Genomic DNA, 17,706 nt, shown 5'->3' on the forward strand with positions numbered 1-17,706 from the left:
CCGCGGACGGGACTCGAAGGGGTCGAGAGCGTCGGGCGTGACCCGGAAGGAGCGGGGTCGCACCGGCGGGAGGCCGGGTCACGGGGCCTGCGGTACGAGGACACGAGGAGCCGGACGGTCGCGACGAGCGGCTGGCCGCGTGGTTCGACGAGGTGTGCGTGGGCGCGGCCCGGCACCTGCACGACAGTGGCCGGATCGTCCGGGCGCTGCGACGGCCGGTCCCGGTGATCCTTTACGACATGTTCGACCCGGACGCGATGTTCGAGCTGACGTTGAGGCCGATCCAGCGGAGCTCGGTCGCCGACTTCCCGGCCGGGGCGCCCTGACACCGGCATCATGCGGACGCCTCGTCGCATGGGACAGCGGTGTGCGGGGCGGTCAGTCGGGCGGCGGCGCTGTCCAGGAGGGTGTCCAGGACGAACGGGTAGGCGCTGTGGGGCATCCGGGCGGCCAGCAGGGGGGCGGTCGCGGCGATGTGCGGGTAGGACTGGGCCGGGAGTCTGGCGTAGGTGGACGTCCACATCTCCTCGTCCGTCGCGCGGGCCTCCTCCGCCAGGGCGAGCGCTCCGGCGTCGAGGGCCGCGAAGGCGAGGCTCAGGTCGATGAAGGCGTGGTAGAGGCGGACCGCGGCGGCGTCCGGGAATCCGGCGGTGCGCAGGATGCCGAGGATCGTCTCGTCGACCGCGATCTCCCGGGGGCGGCCGGTGACCCGGCTCGCGGTCAGGGTGGCGGCCTGCGGATGGGCGAGGTACGACGAGTGGATGGCGAGCCCGAGGGCACGCAGGTCGGCCCGCCACTCACCGGTGGCGGTCCAGCTGTCCAGCGCCTGCCCCATCAGCTCCTCGCCGATGGCCCGGGTGAGGTCGTCCATGCCGGCGAAGTAGCGGTAGAGGGTGCTGGGGTCGGCGCCCAGGGCGGTGCCCAGCCGGCGTGCGGTGAGCCCCGCGCTGCCGTGCTCCCGCAGCACCCGCAGCGCGGTGTGCACGATGAGCCGCTCGGACAGCACCGTGCCCTGCCGGGTCGGCCGGCGTCTGCGCCGCGCCGGTTCCGGCACCACTTCCTTGGCCATGCGGACCTCTCCCGTTCGTCGTCCGGGCCTGCGCCCTTATGCCAACACAGTTGACTCTACAGGGAGCCGTGCCGTTGCATCGGGGCGTCTCGTAGACGTGTGCTTGAGGAGAGAGGTGTGTGACATGCGAGTACTGCTCGTGGGCGCGGGCGGGGTCGGAACCGCCGTCACCCGGATCGCTGCCCGTCGCGGCTTCCTGACCCGCATGATCGTGGCCGACTACGACCTGTCCCGGGCCGAGGCCGCCGTCGCCGCGCTGGAGGAACCCGGCGACCGGTTCAGCGCGCGGCGCCTGGACGCCTCGGACGAGGGGGCGGTGCGCAGGCTGCTCACCGAGGAGCGCTGCGACGTGCTGCTGAACGCGACCGACCCGCGGTTCGTGATGCCCCTGTTCCGCGCGGCGCTCGCGGCGGGTGCGCACTACCTGGACATGGCGATGTCCCTGTCCGCACCCCACCCGGAGCGCCCCTACGAGGAGTGCGGGGTCAAACTCGGCGACGGCCAGTTCGAGCTGGCACACCGGTGGGCGGAGTCCGGCCGGCTGGCTCTGGTCGGCATGGGGGTGGAACCCGGTCTGTCCGACGTCTTCGCCCGGTACGCCGCGGACGAGCTGTTCGACGAGATCGAGGAGATCGGTGTCCGCGACGGGGCCGACCTGACGGTGGAGGGCTACGACTTCGCCCCTTCCTTCAGCATCTGGACCACCATCGAGGAGTGTCTGAACCCTCCGGTGGTCTACGAGAAGGACCGGGGCTGGTTCACCACCGCCCCGTTCAGCGAACCGGAGGTCTTCGACTTCCCCGAGGGCATCGGCCCGGTCGAGTGCGTGAACGTGGAGCACGAGGAGGTGCTGCTGATCCCCCGCTGGGTGGACGCCCGCCGGGTGACCTTCAAGTACGGCCTGGGCGACGACTTCATCGCCAAGCTGAAGACCCTGCACGAACTGGGCCTGGACTCCACCGCGAAGGTCACCGTCCCCGGTGCGGAGGGTCCCGTGCGCGTGTCCCCGCGCGACGTGGTCGCCGCCTGCCTGCCCGACCCGGCCACGCTCGGTGAACGGATGACCGGCAAGACCTGTGCGGGCACCTGGGTGAAGGGGACGAAGGACGGCGTTCCGCGCGAGGTGTACCTCTACCACGTGGTCGACAACCAGTGGTCGATGCGCGAGTACGGCTCCCAGGCGGTGGTCTGGCAGACGGCCGTCAACCCGGTCGTGGCCCTCGAACTCATCGCCACCGGCGTCTGGTCCGGCCGGGGTGTCCTCGGCCCCGAGGCACTTCCGCCCCGCCCCTTCCTCGACCTGCTCGTCGACTACGGCTCGCCCTGGGGGCTGCGCGAGCAGGGCTGATCACGGCGGGGGGCGGACCGTCGGCGCAGGGGGCTGCGCGAGCAGGGCTGATCACGGCCGGTGGCGGACCGTCGGCGCCCCCCGCGCCGGCTCACCGAGCCGACCGGGTGGGCCCGGGGTCCGGGTCCGCCCCCAGCTTCTCCTTCTCCGCCTTGAGCTTGCGCCACACCGTGCCGAGGGCCTCGATGTCGTGGTCGTCGAGGAGCTCGGTGAAGACCGGCGCCAGTGCCTCACGCCGGGTGGCGTCGGCCTGCTCGAAGACGCGGCGGCCCTCGGCGGTGAGCGAGACCTCGACCGACCGGGCGTCGCGCGCCGACGGCGTACGGGCCACCAGCCCCCGGCCCTGCAGCGCGTCCACCACCCGGGAGACCTGGCTGCGGCTGAGCATGGTGCTGTTGCCGAGGACGGACGCGGGCACCGGGTCGGGGCTGGACGCCAGCCACAGCATCACCTCGAACCACGACACCGGCAGGTCGTGCGCCTTCACCAGGGCCCGGTCCACGCGTTCGGTCATCACCGTGCCCGCCCAGACCAGCCCGTAGAAGGCGTAGTCCGCTGCGGGCATCTCGGCTTGCGGGAGCTTCTTCGGCATGGAGCGATTATATGCGGGTTGCGTGTGCACACACTGAAAGCTATGTTGTGTGTGCACGCACATAAAGCCCCATGGGAAGGCCCCGCCATGTCCACCACCGCCTCCGGCACCCCCCGCACTGTTCTCATCACCGGCACCTCCTCCGGAATCGGCCTCGCCGCCGCGGTCGCCGCCGCCCGGGCGGGCTGGCGTACGGTCGCCACCCTCCGTGACACCGAGCGGGCCGGTGCGCTGCGCCGGGCCGCCGCCGAAGCGGGCGTCGAGCTGGACATCCGGCAGCTCGACGTGACCGACGAGGCGTCCGTGACCGCCGCCGTGAACGGGGTGCTGGCCGACCACGGCCGCCTGGACGCCGTCGTCAACAACGCGGGCGCCGGTCATCTGGGCACCCTGGAGAACGACGCCATGGACGACATCCGCAAGGTCATGGAGGTCAATTTCTTCGGCGTGCTGACCGTCTCCAAGGCCGCGCTTCCGCACCTGCGCGCCACCGGCGGACGCCTGATCACCGTCACCAGCGTCGGCGGCGTCGTCGGCCAGCCGTTCAACGAGGCTTACTGCGCCGCCAAGTTCGCCGTCGAGGGATACATGGAGAGCCTCGCCCCCGTCGCGCGGAGCCTCGGTGTCGGCGTGTCGGTCGTGGAACCGGGTGCCGTGGCCACCGAGTTCGTGAACAACATCGGTGTCGACCTCGCCTCGGACATCGACGCCGGCCCGTACACCGCCGCTCTGCACAGCTACATCGACCGCACCGCCGAGCAGTTCCTGGACGGCAGCGCCCAGACCCCGGCCGGAGCGGCGGAGGCGGTCATGGAGGCCCTCGACTCCGACCGGCCCGCCTTCCGGCTCCAGACGACCGACTGGGCCCGCGGTTTCGTCGGCACGAAGCTGCGCGACACCGACGGCTCCGCGGTGCAGAACCTCACCGGCAGCTGGATCGCCTGACTCCTCTCGCACCCCTCCCCCGCGGGAGCGTCGCCTTGCGTGCCCCCTCGGAGGGGCGTCGCCCTCTGCGACGGCCTTCTGCCTGCGCGTCCAACATGGCGCGAGGGGCCCGGAACACGGCCCGGCAAGGCGGAGCCGCTGCCGGTGAGCCCGTCTATGCTGGCCCTTCGGCAGGTCAGGGGGAAGGGGCGGTCGATGGACTGGTTCTGGTGGGTTCTCATCGTCTTCTGGACGGGCGGCTTCGCCTGGGCGGCCGACAACGTCCGCACCGCGCTGCGCAATCGGCACGAGCGCAAGCTGCAGTTGCTGGAGGCGGCGAAGCAGGAGCGCCTGGCCGTCGAAGCGGCACAGAAGCCGCCGGAGCCGGTGTGCGGGTGCACCCATCATCTCGCCAAGCACGACAAGCAGGGCCGGTGCCACGAACGTGTCGAGGTGCCGACGGCTTGGGACGAGAACAAGAAGCCGCTTCGCTACGAAGCCGGCGAGTGCAACTGCCAGCAGTACGTGGGCCCGCAGCCCCTGTCGCAGGTCTTCGCGGAGGAGCTGACGGACCTCGCCTGACCGCCGGGGCCGGCGCGTTCCGGCCCGGCGGGACGACACCGGGCCCCGCGTACCGGGATCCGGCGCATGCAGGCCGGCGGCGAGGACCGACGACTGGACGCCGGCCGGACGGCAGCCGCACTCGTCGCCGCCGTCCAGGGCGGCGTGACCATCCTGATGTCCACCGGCGGCATCACCCACCCGGAAGCGGCACTCGACACCGCGCTGACCCTCCTGCGCACCGCGGCCCCGCCGACGCCGTACATCACACGGTCTGGCGGTCGGCGCCCGGACACGGCGCCGCGCCCGGGAGCCAGGCGTGCGCTTCCCGGGACGACGCTGTCCCGGGCCGGGTCCGCGACAGCTCCCGGGGGCCGACGGGGGTGGGCGCGGCCCCGAACCGGGGCCAGGGCAGCGCGTGGCAGGGATGCGCGGGTTCCGTCGGCGGCGCCGGGCGGGGTGCGGGGTGCCCTCACCCCTGACCGGTCAGCGGCGTCGCAGTGCCGGGTCGAGCAGCGCGGGCGGGGTGTCGAACTTCTCGTGCGCGGCCAGGTCGGTGCCGGGGGCGACGACGGTGTCGATCGCGTCCAGCACGTCGGCGGGGAGCACGGTGTCGGCCGCGGCGAGCTGCGCGGCCAGGTGCTCCGGCGTGCGCGGGCCGATGAGCGCGCTCGTCACGGCGGGGTGCGCCGTCGCGAAGCCGAGTGCGAGCTGGATCATCGTGAGGCCGGCCTCGTCGGCGATCCGGGCCAGCCGCTCGACGGCGTCGAGCCTGGCGCGGTTCGAGGGGATGGAGGTGTCGAAGCGTTCCGGCATGAACGCCGAGCGGCTGGTGGTGATCTCCAGGCCCTCGCGGATCGCGCCGGACAGCCAGCCCGAGGCCAGCGGGCTCCATACGAGCACCCCGAGCCCGTACTGCTCGGCCACGGGCAGCACATGGGCCTCGATCCCGCGCTGCAGGACGGAGTAGCTGGGCTGTTCGGTGACGTAGCGGCCGAGGTGATGCTCGCGGGCGGCCCACTGGGCCTGCACGATGCGGTGGGCGGGGAAGGTGGAGGAGCCGAAGTAGCGGATCTTCCCCGCGCGTTGCAGGTCGGTCAGCGCCGACAGCGTCTCCTCGTCGCTGGTGGCGGGGTCCCACCGGTGGATCTGGTAGAGGTCCACGTGGTCGACTCCGAGGCGGCGCAGGCTGTCGTCCAGCGCGGTCACCAGCCAGCGCCGCGAGGCGCCCCGGTGGTTGCGCTCGTCCCCCATCGGCATGGCCGCCTTCGTGGCCAGCACGATGTCGTCGCGGCGGCCGGCGATGGCCTTGCCGACCATCTCCTCCGACTCGCCGTCGCTGTACCTGTCGGCGGTGTCGATGAGGTTGATCCCCGCCTCCAGGGTGGCGTCGACGAGGGCGGTGGCCTCGTCCTGGGTGGTGCGTCCGATGCTGCCGAAGTTCATCGCGCCGAGCGCGAGGGTGCTGACCTGCACACCGGTGTGGCCCAAGGTGCGGTACTGCATGACCGTGTCTCCTCAAGGGGGCGGGAACGTGGTGTCGCGCATGGCTTGGACGCCGGTCGCGCCTCTGCCATGATGATGAAACGGAACCTCGTTCCGGAACGATACGGAACAGTGTTCCGTTTTAGCAAGAGCGGTCACGAGGAAAGGAGATGAGCGGTGAGCGACAGCGACGAGGGCGCCGGGCGCGCGACCCCCTCCAGGCGCAAGGACGCCCGGCGCAACAAGGAGACGCTGCTCGACGCGGCTGCCGCGGTGTTCGTCACGTCGGGCGTGGATGCGCCGGTACGCGACATCGCGGCCAGGGCGGGCGTCGGACTCGGCACGATCTACCGCCACTTCCCGACCCGGGCGGACCTCATCATCGCCGTCTACCGGCACCAGGTCGACGCCTGCGCCGAGGCCGGGCCGGCCCTGCTGGCGTCCAGCGCGACACCGCACACCGCGCTGGGACTGTGGGTGGACCTCTTCGTCGACTTCCTGGTCACCAAGCACGGGCTCGCCGCCGTACTGCAGCCCGACAGCACGGGCTTCGAGGCGCTGCACACCTACTTCCTCGACCGCCTCGTGCCCGTGTGCGCCGAGCTGCTCGACGCCGCGGCCACCGCCGGGGAGATCCGCACCGACGTCGACGCCTACGAGCTCATGCGCGGGGTCGGCAACCTCTGCATCGGCGCGGACAGCGATCCCCGTTACGACGCCCGCCGGCTGGTCGGACTCCTCATCGCGGGACTGTGCCGACCCCGCTGCGCCCCGAGCGTTTCACCGACCACAACCTGACCGCCACCGGGTCGCCCCGCGCGACAGGGCTGTTCGGTGCCGGGGGGCGGGCCTGATGGCTGTTCGGTGCCGGGGGGCGGGCCCGATGGCTGTCCGGTGCCGGGGGGCGGGCCTGCCGACGGACAGGACGCAGCGGCCCGTGGAAACTGGAGGCGCAGGTTCCACTGCTGATTCCACGGACCGCCGCAGTGGTCACATACCCTCCGGTGCGTCCGATACGCCCGATCCTTCCCAGCCACCTCGGCAGAGTGCCGCCGTGCACACACGGGTGGGGCCCGGCCGTCACCGGCCGGGCCCCACCCGATCGCGCGCGTCGTGCGCCTCACCACCGGACGCCGGTGATCACCACCGGTACCAGCGGCCCTTGCGGCCGCCGCTGCTCGCAGGCCGGACCACGAAGCCCAGCAGCCACAACACCAGCACGATGACCGCGATCCACCACAGTGCCTTCAGCGCGAAACCCGCACCGAAGAGGACCAGAGCCAGCAGAAGAACAAGAAGCAGGGGAACCATTGTCATCGACCTCCTGGCCAGCGAATGCCCCTGCTCCATCCGGACAAGCCCAGGGAACGCGCGTTACTTCCGCACGACGAAGGGCATGTGCGCGCCGCGCGCCGTTCCCTCGTCCCCGTGCGCCACGCCGCCTTTCCGCCCCGGCGTCCGTTCCCGGGCACGGCGTGCGTCTCCTGTGTTTGCGGACGCCGTGAGAGGTCATGCGCACAACCAGCAACCGATACCGGCAACCGAGGAAGGTGAACGGCATGGCCGCCAGTGAGAAGGCCCGCGCCAAGGCCGAACAGGCAGTCGGCAAGGCCGCCCAGGCAGCCGGACGCGCCACGGGCAACCAGAAGCTGATCGCGAAGGGGCGCGCGGCGGAGGCCGCAGGTGACGCCCGCGAGGCCAAGGAGTCCCTGAAGGACACCGGCCGACACTGACGCGAGCGAGAACACCCGCCCCGGGGGCGGCCCGTGTCCCGGGCCGCCCCCGGATCGCGTCCACCCCTACTCGGGGGCCGCCCGGCAGGCGCTCCCCGCGGTGCGGTCGGTGACACCGGCCTGGGTCAGAGCGGACACGCACTGCTCGTGGTTGCCGGTCAGTCCGAAGTAGCACGCCATCCGGACGGAGTCCGGGGCCTCACCACCTTGCAGCTCGCGTTCCACCTGGCTGACGCAGGCCGGGATGTCCGCGTGGGCGGCGGGTGCCGCGAGAGCCGCGCCGCCGAGCGTGAGGGTCAGTCCGGTGAGGGCACCGGCGATACGGGTCGACGTGCGCATGGGACGCACCTGCCTTCCGGAGACGTGCCGCGGGTCCGGCCCTGGCTGTGCCGTACCCGGGCGAGACAGTGCCGAGCCGCGCTCGGCGAGGGCTCCCGCCCTTCCTGGGCGCCGGGGGCCGTGGAGCTCACCTCGACCTGACGGCGAAGATCTCGACGGCGAACTGCCCCTTCGTGCCGATGCCTGTCTCCTTGAACTCGCAGTTCAAGATGGCCGCCCGGTGGCCGCGGCTGCTGGACATCCAGCCGTCGACATGGGATTTGGCGGAGTCGTGGCCGGGCCCGGAGACGTTCTCCGAGGACGGCCCGGCGGGCGAGTAACCGGCCTTCTCCATCCGGGACAGGGCGGTGGACCCGTCCGATCCATCGTGGCCGGTGAGGCCGTTCGCCTCCATGTCGTCGGCGTGGGCCTGGGCGGCCTGCATCAGGCGGGGGTCCTCCTTCAGCGGCTCGCAACCGGCCTTGGCCCGTTCCGCGTTGACCAGGGAGAGGATCTCCCCCGGCGACGACTCCTGGACGGCGCGGGTGACGGGACCCGAGACCGTGGTCGGCGCCGCCGGAGCGGCGCCGGCCGTGGCGGTGCCGCCCAGCAGGAGCAGCGGGGCCGTACCGACGACGGCGCAGACACAGCGGATTCGATGGCTCTTGGAACGCATGAGGGTTCCCCTTAGGGAGGGGTCGCGGGGAGCCGCCCACGGCACGCGCCCGCTGGGCCGCTCCACGGGAGCGGCCGGCAGGATGTGGGCGGCCTGTGGCGAGACGTACACCGCCGCCAAGATGCTGCGGAGGCGCGCCTCCTGCTGCTTCCACCGTACGACCGGGGACGCCCGGCCACGAGCCGACGACCCACCGCCCGGCCGGGCACGGTCCGTCGGGTCAGTGGACGCCGGCGGGGACGGGGGCGAGCCGGTAGGCGCCCTCTCGGGAGACGACGCGGCCGGCCGTGGGCGGGGCGAAGTGGGTCCCCAGGAGCAGGGTGTGCGTGTCGGCCAGTGCGCCGAGCAGGGCGCGGCGGGAGGACTCCGAGCGTTCGGGGTCGATGTCGACGCAGGCGCCGACGGCGGGGTGGGCGAGCTGCACCGGGTGGTGGACGCAGTCACCGGTGATCACCGCCGTCCGGCCGCGAGCGGTCAGCTCGACGGCGACGTGTCCGGGAGTGTGGCCGGGGGTGGGGAGCAGGCGCAGGCCCGGGGCGACACCGGCGCCCGCGGCGGGCACGTCGACGAGGTCGAGCAGCCCGGCTTCCTCCACCGGGGTCACGGAGTCCCGGAACATCTGCGCACGTGCCTCGTCCATGGCGTACCCGGCCCAGAACTCCCGCTCGGTGCGGGAGGTGACGTAGCGGGCGTTGGGGAAGGTGGGGACCCATGCCCCGTTCACCTCGCGGGTGTTCCAGCCGACGTGATCGGCGTGCAGGTGTGTGAGGATCACGAGGTCGACCGTGTCCGGCGGGAAACCCGCTGCGGTCAGACGCCGAAGGTAGTCGGTGTCCAGGTCGTGCCAGGCGGGGTTGGCCCGCCGCTTGCCGTTGCCGATGCCGGTGTCCACCAGGACTCGCCGGCCACGGAGGCTGAACGCGAAGCTGTGGCTGTCGATGCGCAGGAGCCCCTCGTCGTCGGCGAAGGAGGGGCGCAGCCAGTCCTGGGCCATGACGACGTCGGGGGTGGCGGCCGGGAGCAGCCACGCTCCGGTGGCGGCCGGCAGGGGGATCTCGTCGATGCGGTGGACGATGACGTCGCCCACGGTCCAGGCGGGGCCGCCGGTCGGCTCGACGGCCGGTGCAGTGCTCATGATCGGTCGCTCCCTGGGAGGCACCAAAAGCAATCCATTCGCTTTAAGCAACCTAGGCTCCGGCGGCCGGTTAAAGCAAACGATTGGCCTTAAAGCGTCGGGAGTCCTTAGGGTGCCCGGTATGAGCAGGCAGATGGCCCGCCCCGGCGGGCGGAGCGCGCGGGTCCAGGCGGCCGTGCACGCCGCCGTACGCGAACTCACCGCCGAGCTGGGCCGCGATGCCCTGACGGTGCCGCTGATCGCCCGGCGGGCGGGTGTGACTCCGTCGACGGTCTACCGCCGCTGGGGCGACCTGCGGGAGCTGCTGTCGGACGTGGCGGTGGAACGCCTGCGCCCCGACGCCGCGCCCGCCGACCACGGCACCCTGTCGGCCGACCTGACGGCCTGGGCCGAGCAGTTCCTCGACGAGATGTCCTCCCCCGCCGGTCGCGCCCACCTCCGGGACGCCCTGCTCGGCGACCCGGACGGCGGCAACGCCGGCCGGTGCTCCGCCCACGCGGCCCGCCAGATCGACGTCATCCTCAGCCGTGCTTCCGGACGCGGCGAGAGCCCGCCGGACACCGAGACGGTCATGGACCGCGTCGTCGCGCCCCTGACGTACCGCATCCTGTTCCGTCCGGACGGGGTCGACGCCGCCTACGCGCGCCGCCTCGCGGCCGGAGTCACGCTCCTGGAGGAGTGAGGGGGGTCGCCCCGCCGTCGGCAGCCCGGCCCTCGGCTGTCACGCGGTTCGCGCGGGCGGCAGGTGGACGGTCATGATCAGGTGGCATGTCTCGTCGCCCGCGCCCCGGTAGGTGTGCGGGAGGTCGCCGTCGAAGGTGGCGGTCTGGCCTGCCTCGACGGAGTGCTCGACCCCGTCGACGAGCAGTGACATGCGCCCGGCCGTGACGCTGACGGTTTCGACGACGCCACCCTGGTGGGGATGGCTGGGGTATTCCTCGCCAGGCTGCAGCCGCCAGCGCCACACCTCGACGGGCGCCGGCCCGGAGGTCGTGAGCATGAGCCGGGCCTCGCCGCCCCGCTCCCCCGCCCACAGGGGCGTCACCGAGTCGGCGGACACCACGCGGACCCGGCCCTCGGCCGGCCCCTCCATGAGGGCGGACACCGAGACGCCGAGGGTGTCGGCGAGCCGGACCAGGGTGGCGAAGTTCGGGTTGCCCTGAGCCTTCTCCAGCCCGACCAGGGCACCCTTGCTGACCCTGGCCCGGCGGCCCAGCTCGTCCAGGGACAGACCCGCGCGGGTCCGGGCCGCCCTGACGTTCTGCGCGAGCGTACGCAGGGCCGCCTCTGTCTCGGCCACCTGATCACCGTCCCCGTTCGAGCGGTCCACTCCAGTACACCGCCCGGTCGGTCGGCTGGTTGACATGAGGCGGTCGTTTCATTGTACGGTCGAGTCGTTCCGTTGTGAAATTCCAAGGACAGTGCCGTGTTCGCTCTTCTGCTGGCCCTGGGCAGCTCCCTCGCCTACGGCTGTGCCGACTTCCTCGGGGGTCTCGGCGCCCGCCGGGCCCACGTCCTGCGTACCGTGCTGGTCGCCGCCCCGGCCAGTCTCGTCGTCGAGCTGCTGCTGTGGCCCGTCCTCGGTGCGTCGTTCAGCCCGGCCGCCGTGGGCTGGGGAGCCGCCTCCGGTGTCGCTTCGGCCGCCGCGTTCGCGCTGCTCTACAAGACCCTCGCCATCGGCCCGATGAACGTGCTCTCACCGGTGACCGCGCTGGTGTCGGCCGCGCTGCCGGTGGCCGTGGGCCTGCTGCAGGGCGAGCGTCCCGGGCCGGCCGGCCTGCTCGGTCTGCCGCTCGCGCTGGTGGCGGTGCTGCTGGTCAGCGCCGGGCACGGTGCGGACTCGGCGCGTCCGTCGCGTACGGCACTGCTGCTGGCCTTCGGCGCCGGAGCCGCCATCGCCCTCCAGCTGGTCTTCCTGCACCAGGCACCGTCCGACAGCGGTGTGGCCCCGCTGATCATCGGACGCGCGGTCTCCTCGGCCGTCACCCTGGTCGCGGCCGCGGTGATGTACCGCGCACTCGGCCCGGAGAGGCCCGCGTACGCGGTCTCGGCCACCGCCGGGGCGCTGGACTCGGTGGCGAACCTCCTGTTCCTGCTCGCCGCCCGCAGCGGTGACCTCACCGTCGTCGCCGTGATCACCGCCCTCTACCCGGCCGGCACGGTCCTGCTCGCCCGCGCTGTCCTCGGCGAACGCGTCCACCGCGGGCAGCTCGTCGGCCTGGGGGCCGCCGCGGTCGCCGTCGGCCTCCTCGCCCTCACCTGAACGGCCCCGCAGCGACTGAACGGCCCCGCAGCGACGAACACCCCGCATCGCACGAACAGGACCTCACCCATGACCTCCTTCCGCATCGGCCCCGCCGTAGCCGACGCCTTCCCGGACACCCGCATCGCCCTGGTCACCGCCACCGGCCTGCGCGGCCGCGAACCGTGGCCCGGCACCGTCGCGGCCATGGCGGAGCTGGAGCAGCGGCTGGCCGACGGCAGTTGGCGGCCCGCCGACGAGACCGACCGGCGCATCGAGGCGTGGCACACCGCCTACCGTTCCTTCGGTACCAACCCCCGCCGTGTCCGCCCCAGCGTCGACGCCCTCGGCCGCCGCCTGGCCAAGAGGGGCACGCTGCCGCGCATCAACCCGGCCGTCGATTCGTACAACACGGTCTCCGTCCGCCATGCGCTGCCCGCCGGTGCCTTCGACCTCGACCGGGTCAGCGGCGACGTAGAGATCCGCCACGCGGACGGCAGTGAGACCTTCACTCCGCTCGGCGAACCCGGCACCGTCGAGCACCCCGGCCCCGGCGAGGTCGTCTACGCCGACGCCGTGGGGGTCCTGACCCGGCACTGGAACCACCGCGACGCCCATCGCACCCGCGTCACCGAGGACTCCGCCCAGGTCGTCTTCGCCCTCGAAACCCTCCACGCCACGGATGACGGCCGCCTGCTCGAGACGGCCGCAGAGGAACTCCGGGGCCTTCTCCTGCCGCACTCCGGGCGGACCCAGGTGTCCTACCTGAGCGCGGCTCAGCCGCACGTCACCGTCTGAGCGGCCCCGGGCCCGGCGCGGCGGCCCCGGCGTAAGCCCGCTTCCGCGCCCGCGCCCGCGTCGAGCCCCGGGGTGCCACGGCCGTACTCGGGGACCGACCGCGGCACCCCCTCCACGGGGAACTCACCTGTCACGGCCGCCACACGCCCGGCCCGCCGCCCCGCCATTCGACCCAGTCCGCTCCCGCCACCTCCTCCGGTTCCACCTCCCCCAGGCCCGCCCCGCGCAAGAACTCGGCGACGTCGAGCAGCGTGTAGGCCATGCCCAGGAAGCGGTCGCCCAGACGCACACGACGGCCGCCGTCCTCGGCGGGCTCATACACCACGGCACGCGCTGTCACGGCACCAGCGTCGCCGAGCCGTGCCGCGAGCGCGCGCCGGGCCCTCCCGCAGCGGTGCTCGCGAGGTGCGCGGCCGAGGCGGTGCTCGTGAGGTACGCGGCCGCCGCCGTGCTCGCGAGGTGCGCCGCCGCGGCGGCGGCTCACATGCCGACGGTGGCCCTGCGCTGCGCCTGTTCGAACTCGGTCAGGGGGTCGCCGCCGATCTGCCAGGGCCAGGCGGTGACGACCCCGCCGATCGACTCGAACAGCGCGCGGGCCTCGACGCGGCGGTCGCCTGCCATCAGCGCGTAGGCGAGGAGGTTCAGGTCAGCGAGCGCCCCGGCGTGGCGGAGGAACCCCGGCTGCGCCCAGGTGTGCGCCACGCGGTCGAGTGCCTGCGCGGCCATCCCCTGGGACCAGTGGGTCCGTGCCACCAGCGCCTCGTAGCCGCCGCGGCCGAGGATGGCCCGGTACTGGAAGACCTGGGCGGTGAGTTCCGTCGCCACGCACGGGGCGTTGGCGGGCACCCGGGCCACCAGCGCGTCGACGAAGTCCAGGACCTGCAGCCGGGAGCCCCCTTCCTCGGGAGTGAGATAGGCCAGCATGTTCATGTACGCCTCGCGGTTCCAGCGGTCCCGGGCGAGCACCTCGTTCCACACGCCGAACACCTGGGGCTGCCTCCAGCGTTCCCGGCGCGCCACCTTGAGCAGGGCAACCCAGGGGGTGGGGTCGTCCGGCGCGAGTTCGGCGGCGCGTAGGCAGATCTGGGTGGCGTCGGACGTGTCGCCCCCCTGGTCGTGTGCGCCGGCCTGAGCGACCTGGGTCCACGCGTGAAGGACGAGGGCGGTGGCGTTGCGGGGCTGGCGTGCGGCCCACGACTTGGGCAGATGGGACGCGGAGAGGAAGTCGGCCAGGACGCCGATGCGGTGGGTCCGGCGGTCCCAGTCGCCCGGGTCCTGGTCCAGGAGCCGGGTCATCTGCGCCGTGCACAGGTCGGTGGTGGCGATGGTGCCTGTCCTGGTCGTCGCCAGCAGGGACTTCAGCAGCCTGCCCAGTTCCTGGTCGTCGAGTTCCGGCGCGAGACGGGCTCGTTTGCGGCGGCTTGAAAGGAATCCCATGGCCGGAGGCTAGAACGGATCACGCTTCCGACAAGGGCCCGGGCGAGATCGTTATCGATCGCACGCCTGCCGGTCCTCCGGGCCGCGGGCGCGGGCGGCGGACGCGGGCGGCGGACGCGGGCGGCGGCCGGCGGGGGCTACGCGGCTTTCTGGGAGGCCGCGGCCTCGGGGCGGAGGTCGTCGAGGGTGAGCCGGTGCGACGGGGGGCCGGGCAGGATGACCCGGCGGTCGGTGCGCAGACCAGGACCGACGTGGAGGAGTTCGCCGGGCTCCATCAGGCGCCAGTGGGGGTTGTCGTCCATCCGTTCGCTGGCGACGACGACGGCGGGCTGCTCGGCCAGGTGGTCGGAGTGGACACGCATGCGGCCGTGGCTGCCGCTGTGGTCCAGATGGCGGTTCCCGTGCTCGCCGCCCGCCTGCCGCTCCAGGACGTACAGGTCATGGGTCTCCGGGTAACGCAGCGCCCACAGCTGGTCGGGGGTGATCAGGATCAGGTTCAGGGCGAAGACGGGCAGGTTGCGTGCGATCCAGTGGGCGGCACTCTGGATCCCGGCGGTGACGTCACCGCCGTGCCCGCGTGTCTCCCTGGTGATCAGGGCGAAGAACCGTTCGGAGTCGGTGTCGCCCCCGACCAGTGACCGGTCGTCACCCAGGTGGTCGTCGAGCCGGTCGAGCCCTTCGATGACACCGTTGTGCGCGAACAGCCGCCCGTCCTGCTGGAACGGATGCGTGTTGCGGGCGTCCAGGCCGCCCGTCGAGGCGAACCGCACGTGCGCGAGGAAGGTGGCGGAGCGCACCTGCCGGGCGTCCTCGGCGAAGGCGCGGTCCTCGTAGGCCGCGATGGGGGCCCTGTCGACGCGTGGGGTGCCGTCGGCGGTGAAGTATCCCAGGCCGGTGCCGTCGGGGTCGGAACGGCTCTGCCGGCTGAGGCTGTCGGGTGCGTCGAGGAGCCAGAAGGTCGCGTGGGTACGGTTCGGGGCGCTGCTGAGGCCGAACAGGCGGCACACGGGTTTCCTCCTCGCTCACCGGGCAGGCCGATTGTCGCAGCGCGCGGGAGACACTGCCCGCTTCGGCGGCCGTTGCGTCCTTTCGTGTCTCCGCGCGCCGCGCCGGGAACCGGGGAGCGTGGCCGTCGGGGAAGGGGGCCGTCGTGGACCCGTAGGCGCGTACCCGATGACCCCGATGACACCGATGGATGGGTGCCGGCCGCGCCCGCGCTGCGTACACGTACCCGGCCCTGCACTCACGTCCCCTGAGTACGCGTGCTCAGGCAGCCGGGCCGGAACGGCTCGTAGCGTCTCGCCCATGCACACAGACCACGCTGCACGGGGCCGGACGGTCCGCGTCGGCATCACCGCGGTGGCGTCCTGCCTGCCCGAGTCCGCGGTGACGTCCCGGCGTCTGCAGGAGCACATCACCGCGGCCTCCGGGCTGTCCCTGCCGGCGCGCACCCTGGAACGGGTCACCGGCATCGTCTCGCGCCGTGCCGTGGGCGAGGGCGAGTACGCCTCGACGCTCGCCGTACGGGCGGCCCGTACGGCGCTGACCCGGGCCGCGCTCACGCCGTACGACGTCGACCTGCTGGTGTTCGCCTCCGCCACCCGGGACATGGTCGAACCGGCGACCGCCCATGTCGTCCAGGCCGAACTGGGGTCGCGGGCGCACGCCCTGGACGTGACCAACGCGTGCAACAGCTTCGTCAACGGCATCGACCTGGCGCGCTCCATGATCGTGGCGGGCCGGGCCCGGAAGGCTCTCGTGGTGACCGGGGAGACCCCGAGCCGGGCCGTCCGGTACGCGCCGTCCGGCGCCCAGCAGCTCAGGGACGGCTTCGCGGGCTACACCTTCGGCGACGCGGGGGCGGCGGTCGTGCTGGAGGGGGTGGAGCGGGGCGGCATCCTCGACGTGGACACCGAGACGCACTCCGAACACTGGGCGGTCGGCGGGATATTCGGCGGCGGCTCCCGGCACCCTCGGGGGGACGAGCACACCTACTTCCGGGGCGACGGGACCGAGCTGCGTGAGGTGTTCGAGAAGGTCGGGACCTCGGTCCTGGACCGGATGCGGGAGCGCACCGGCCTGGACTGGACCGACTTCCGCCACATCCTGGTGCACCAGGTCACCGTGCCGTACCTGGAGCGGTTCGTGGAACTCACCGGCATACCCCGGGAGCGGCTCGTCGTCACGGTCCCGGAGCTGGGCAACCTGGCCAGCGCCACGCTGGGCGTGCAGCTCGACCGGGTGCACGGAGGGCTGCGTTCCGGGGACCGGGTCCTCTTCGTGGGCCTCGGCGGCGGTGTGAGCATCATGACGATGGTCTGGGAGAAGGCATGAGTGCCCTGTGGGTGGTGGTGCCCGCCCATCAGGAGGCCGCGCGGATCGGCGCGACGCTGGAGGCGCTCGCGGCCCAGCACGACCGGGACTTCGCCCTCGTCGTCGTGGACAACGCCTCCACCGACGCCACCGCCGCCCTCGCGCACGAGTTCGCCCGCTGGGCGCCCTTCCCGGTGCACGTGCTGCGTGAGGAGGAGAAGGGTGTGGGCTGCGCGGTGGACACGGGCTTCCGGTACGCCATCGCGCGCGGTGCGGGGCTGCTCGCCCGAACCGACGCCGACTGTCTGCCCCTGCCCGGCTGGACGGCCGCCGCCCGGGCCGCCCTGGAGCGGGGTGCGGGCCTCGTGTGCGGACGCGTCGAGGCACGCCGGGACGAACACGGGCCGCTGGGCCGGGCGGTGTTCCGGGGACTGGTGCGTCTCGCGGCCCTGTTCGGCCGGATACGCCCGGCCCACCGGCGCCGGCACGGCTTCCTCGCCCCGTACCGGATGCACGCGGGCAACAACATGGCGATCACCGCGGCGCTGTACGAGACGGTGGGCGGGATGCCGCGCCGCCCCTCCCCCACCGACCGGCTCTTCCTCAACCGTGTGCGCCGGCACACCACCGCCGTCGTCCACGCCCGCGACATGATCGTGGAGAACTCCACCCGGCGGCTGCGTGCCTACGGCATCGTCGGCACCGCCCGCTGGTACCTCGACAAGGGTGCGGGCCGTCACGGGGAGGACCCGCGCTGATGCTCGACGCACTCACCCACACCCTGCGCACCCGTCCCGGCCGGCCCGCCGTGCTCGGCACCACCCGGACCGGGGCCGTGCGCGTCAAGGCCACCTGCGGGGACCTGGCCGACCTCACCGACCGCTACGCGGCGGCCCTGCACGCGCGGGGCGTCGGCCGTGACAGCACCGTCGGTGTCGCCGTACGGCCCGGACCGCGGGCACTGGCCGTCCTGCTCGCGGTGCACCGGCTCGGCGCCCGGGCCGCGGTCCTCGACCCGGGGGCCGGACCGGACGTGCTGCGCGCCCGGCTGGCCCTCGCCCGGCCCGGCCTCGTA

23 protein-coding genes and 1 pseudogene are annotated in these 17,706 nt (G+C 73.0%); 13 read left to right on the top strand and 11 right to left on the bottom strand.

Features of this window, described 5'->3' with window-relative positions:
* The first annotated feature begins 158 nt into the window (after window positions 1–158).
* On the top strand, window positions 159–326 hold the full coding sequence (locus tag GT045_RS39695; protein WP_237538571.1) for a hypothetical protein: 168 nt from the start codon (window positions 159–161) through the stop codon (window positions 324–326).
* 8 nt (window positions 327–334) lie between these two features.
* Here the strand turns inward: GT045_RS39695 and GT045_RS14070 are convergent, their stop codons facing one another.
* Window positions 335–1,069: a TetR/AcrR family transcriptional regulator gene (locus GT045_RS14070; RefSeq protein ID WP_161334369.1), complete on the bottom strand. Its 735-nt coding sequence runs from the start codon at window positions 1,067–1,069 to the stop codon at window positions 335–337.
* Between the two features lie 124 nt (window positions 1,070–1,193).
* Here GT045_RS14070 and GT045_RS14075 point away from each other — a divergent pair, with 124 nt between their 5' ends.
* Window positions 1,194–2,417 carry a saccharopine dehydrogenase C-terminal domain-containing protein gene (locus GT045_RS14075; protein ID WP_161295005.1) on the top strand — a complete coding sequence of 408 codons (1,224 nt, stop codon included), beginning with the start codon at window positions 1,194–1,196 and terminating at the stop codon, window positions 2,415–2,417.
* A 91-nt stretch (window positions 2,418–2,508) separates the two neighbouring features.
* On the opposite strand, the gene GT045_RS14080 is transcribed toward GT045_RS14075, so the two are convergent.
* Window positions 2,509–3,009: a MarR family transcriptional regulator gene (locus GT045_RS14080; RefSeq protein ID WP_161295003.1), complete on the bottom strand. Its 501-nt coding sequence runs from the start codon at window positions 3,007–3,009 to the stop codon at window positions 2,509–2,511.
* An 87-nt stretch (window positions 3,010–3,096) separates the two neighbouring features.
* Here GT045_RS14080 and GT045_RS14085 point away from each other — a divergent pair, with 87 nt between their 5' ends.
* The 3 genes and pseudogenes from GT045_RS14085 to GT045_RS39700 form a co-directional block, all read left to right on the top strand.
* The gene (locus GT045_RS14085) at window positions 3,097–3,954 is read left to right on the top strand and encodes an SDR family NAD(P)-dependent oxidoreductase (RefSeq protein ID WP_161334370.1); all 858 of its coding nucleotides are present in this window, start codon (window positions 3,097–3,099) and stop codon (window positions 3,952–3,954) included.
* 195 nt (window positions 3,955–4,149) lie between these two features.
* Window positions 4,150–4,515, top strand: a complete 366-nt coding sequence (locus GT045_RS14090) for a hypothetical protein (protein ID WP_161294999.1) — start codon at window positions 4,150–4,152, stop codon at window positions 4,513–4,515.
* A 54-nt stretch (window positions 4,516–4,569) separates the two neighbouring features.
* Window positions 4,570–4,737: pseudogene (locus GT045_RS39700) on the top strand (TetR/AcrR family transcriptional regulator); the annotation flags it as partial.
* Window positions 4,738–4,980: 243 nt separating this feature from the next.
* On the opposite strand, the gene GT045_RS14100 reads toward GT045_RS39700, so the two are convergent.
* A complete protein-coding gene (locus tag GT045_RS14100; protein WP_161334371.1) occupies window positions 4,981–6,000 on the bottom strand; it encodes an aldo/keto reductase in 1,020 nt (339 codons plus the stop codon).
* 156 nt (window positions 6,001–6,156) lie between these two features.
* Between GT045_RS14100 and GT045_RS14105 the strand changes: the two genes are divergently transcribed.
* Complete coding sequence (locus GT045_RS14105; protein ID WP_161294995.1) at window positions 6,157–6,777, top strand: TetR/AcrR family transcriptional regulator; 621 nt, start codon at window positions 6,157–6,159, stop codon at window positions 6,775–6,777.
* 342 nt (window positions 6,778–7,119) lie between these two features.
* Here GT045_RS14105 and GT045_RS14110 read toward each other — a convergent pair whose 3' ends face one another.
* Entirely contained in the window at window positions 7,120–7,290 is a 171-nt protein-coding gene (locus GT045_RS14110) for a hydrophobic protein (protein WP_161334381.1), read from the bottom strand.
* 248 nt (window positions 7,291–7,538) lie between these two features.
* Here GT045_RS14110 and GT045_RS14115 point away from each other — a divergent pair, with 248 nt between their 5' ends.
* On the top strand, window positions 7,539–7,712 hold the full coding sequence (locus GT045_RS14115; protein ID WP_161290697.1) for a CsbD family protein: 174 nt from the start codon (window positions 7,539–7,541) through the stop codon (window positions 7,710–7,712).
* 66 nt (window positions 7,713–7,778) lie between these two features.
* Here the strand turns inward: GT045_RS14115 and GT045_RS14120 are convergent, their stop codons facing one another.
* From GT045_RS14120 to GT045_RS14130, 3 genes are all read right to left on the bottom strand, one after another.
* Window positions 7,779–8,051, bottom strand: a complete 273-nt coding sequence (locus tag GT045_RS14120) for a hypothetical protein (protein ID WP_161290699.1) — start codon at window positions 8,049–8,051, stop codon at window positions 7,779–7,781.
* Between the two features lie 127 nt (window positions 8,052–8,178).
* A complete protein-coding gene (locus GT045_RS14125) occupies window positions 8,179–8,706 on the bottom strand; it encodes a CAP domain-containing protein (protein WP_161290703.1) in 528 nt (175 codons plus the stop codon).
* Between the two features lie 220 nt (window positions 8,707–8,926).
* Window positions 8,927–9,841 (bottom strand): MBL fold metallo-hydrolase, encoded by a 915-nt coding sequence (locus GT045_RS14130; protein WP_161334372.1) that lies wholly within the window; start codon window positions 9,839–9,841, stop codon window positions 8,927–8,929.
* Between the two features lie 121 nt (window positions 9,842–9,962).
* On the opposite strand from GT045_RS14130, the gene GT045_RS14135 reads away from it, so the two are divergent.
* A complete protein-coding gene (locus tag GT045_RS14135) occupies window positions 9,963–10,523 on the top strand; it encodes a TetR/AcrR family transcriptional regulator (RefSeq protein WP_161334373.1) in 561 nt (186 codons plus the stop codon).
* A gap of 39 nt (window positions 10,524–10,562) precedes the next feature.
* On the opposite strand, the gene GT045_RS14140 is transcribed toward GT045_RS14135, so the two are convergent.
* Window positions 10,563–11,141 carry an XRE family transcriptional regulator gene (locus tag GT045_RS14140; protein WP_161286826.1) on the bottom strand — a complete coding sequence of 193 codons (579 nt, stop codon included), beginning with the start codon at window positions 11,139–11,141 and terminating at the stop codon, window positions 10,563–10,565.
* A 126-nt stretch (window positions 11,142–11,267) separates the two neighbouring features.
* Here GT045_RS14140 and GT045_RS14145 point away from each other — a divergent pair, with 126 nt between their 5' ends.
* Entirely contained in the window at window positions 11,268–12,104 is an 837-nt protein-coding gene (locus tag GT045_RS14145; protein ID WP_161334374.1) for an EamA family transporter, read from the top strand.
* Window positions 12,105–12,173: 69 nt separating this feature from the next.
* A complete protein-coding gene (locus tag GT045_RS14150; RefSeq protein ID WP_161334375.1) occupies window positions 12,174–12,881 on the top strand; it encodes a phenylalanine--tRNA ligase beta subunit-related protein in 708 nt (235 codons plus the stop codon).
* A gap of 130 nt (window positions 12,882–13,011) precedes the next feature.
* On the opposite strand, the gene GT045_RS14155 is transcribed toward GT045_RS14150, so the two are convergent.
* The 3 genes from GT045_RS14155 to GT045_RS14165 form a co-directional block, all read right to left on the bottom strand.
* Entirely contained in the window at window positions 13,012–13,221 is a 210-nt protein-coding gene (locus GT045_RS14155) for a hypothetical protein (protein ID WP_202514863.1), read from the bottom strand.
* A 140-nt stretch (window positions 13,222–13,361) separates the two neighbouring features.
* Window positions 13,362–14,318: a hypothetical protein gene (locus GT045_RS14160; protein WP_161287088.1), complete on the bottom strand. Its 957-nt coding sequence runs from the start codon at window positions 14,316–14,318 to the stop codon at window positions 13,362–13,364.
* A 137-nt stretch (window positions 14,319–14,455) separates the two neighbouring features.
* The gene (locus tag GT045_RS14165) at window positions 14,456–15,325 is read right to left on the bottom strand and encodes a class II glutamine amidotransferase (protein ID WP_161334376.1); all 870 of its coding nucleotides are present in this window, start codon (window positions 15,323–15,325) and stop codon (window positions 14,456–14,458) included.
* A 298-nt stretch (window positions 15,326–15,623) separates the two neighbouring features.
* Here GT045_RS14165 and GT045_RS14170 point away from each other — a divergent pair, with 298 nt between their 5' ends.
* The 3 genes from GT045_RS14170 to GT045_RS14180 all read left to right on the top strand — a co-directional run.
* Window positions 15,624–16,652, top strand: a complete 1,029-nt coding sequence (locus GT045_RS14170) for a ketoacyl-ACP synthase III (protein ID WP_161334377.1) — start codon at window positions 15,624–15,626, stop codon at window positions 16,650–16,652.
* Entirely contained in the window at window positions 16,649–17,389 is a 741-nt protein-coding gene (locus tag GT045_RS14175) for a glycosyltransferase family A protein (protein ID WP_161334378.1), read from the top strand. The genes GT045_RS14170 and GT045_RS14175 overlap by 4 nt, the downstream gene beginning before the upstream one ends.
* On the top strand, window positions 17,389–17,706 hold a 318-nt coding region (locus GT045_RS14180; RefSeq protein ID WP_161334379.1), incomplete at its 3' end, for an AMP-binding protein. The genes GT045_RS14175 and GT045_RS14180, both read left to right, overlap by 1 nt.

This window comes from Streptomyces sp. SID486 (assembly GCF_009865385.1).
Classification (GTDB): domain Bacteria; phylum Actinomycetota; class Actinomycetes; order Streptomycetales; family Streptomycetaceae; genus Streptomyces.

Bases quoted from the DNA above. Each gene is read 5' to 3' on its own strand.
- GT045_RS14070 (WP_161334369.1), bottom strand. From the start codon at position 1,069: ATGGCCAAGGAAGTGGTGCCGGAACCGGCGCGGCGCAGACGCCGGCCG.
- GT045_RS14075 (WP_161295005.1), top strand. From the start codon at position 1,194: ATGCGAGTACTGCTCGTGGGCGCGGGCGGGGTCGGAACCGCCGTCACC.
- GT045_RS14080 (WP_161295003.1), bottom strand. From the start codon at position 3,009: ATGCCGAAGAAGCTCCCGCAAGCCGAGATGCCCGCAGCGGACTACGCC.
- GT045_RS14085 (WP_161334370.1), top strand. From the start codon at position 3,097: ATGTCCACCACCGCCTCCGGCACCCCCCGCACTGTTCTCATCACCGGC.
- GT045_RS14090 (WP_161294999.1), top strand. From the start codon at position 4,150: ATGGACTGGTTCTGGTGGGTTCTCATCGTCTTCTGGACGGGCGGCTTC.
- GT045_RS14100 (WP_161334371.1), bottom strand. From the start codon at position 6,000: ATGCAGTACCGCACCTTGGGCCACACCGGTGTGCAGGTCAGCACCCTC.
- GT045_RS14110 (WP_161334381.1), bottom strand. From the start codon at position 7,290: ATGGTTCCCCTGCTTCTTGTTCTTCTGCTGGCTCTGGTCCTCTTCGGT.
- GT045_RS14115 (WP_161290697.1), top strand. From the start codon at position 7,539: ATGGCCGCCAGTGAGAAGGCCCGCGCCAAGGCCGAACAGGCAGTCGGC.
- GT045_RS14120 (WP_161290699.1), bottom strand. From the start codon at position 8,051: ATGCGCACGTCGACCCGTATCGCCGGTGCCCTCACCGGACTGACCCTC.
- GT045_RS14125 (WP_161290703.1), bottom strand. From the start codon at position 8,706: ATGCGTTCCAAGAGCCATCGAATCCGCTGTGTCTGCGCCGTCGTCGGT.
- GT045_RS14130 (WP_161334372.1), bottom strand. From the start codon at position 9,841: ATGAGCACTGCACCGGCCGTCGAGCCGACCGGCGGCCCCGCCTGGACC.
- GT045_RS14135 (WP_161334373.1), top strand. From the start codon at position 9,963: ATGAGCAGGCAGATGGCCCGCCCCGGCGGGCGGAGCGCGCGGGTCCAG.
- GT045_RS14150 (WP_161334375.1), top strand. From the start codon at position 12,174: ATGACCTCCTTCCGCATCGGCCCCGCCGTAGCCGACGCCTTCCCGGAC.
- GT045_RS14160 (WP_161287088.1), bottom strand. From the start codon at position 14,318: ATGGGATTCCTTTCAAGCCGCCGCAAACGAGCCCGTCTCGCGCCGGAA.
- GT045_RS14170 (WP_161334377.1), top strand. From the start codon at position 15,624: ATGCACACAGACCACGCTGCACGGGGCCGGACGGTCCGCGTCGGCATC.
- GT045_RS14175 (WP_161334378.1), top strand. From the start codon at position 16,649: ATGAGTGCCCTGTGGGTGGTGGTGCCCGCCCATCAGGAGGCCGCGCGG.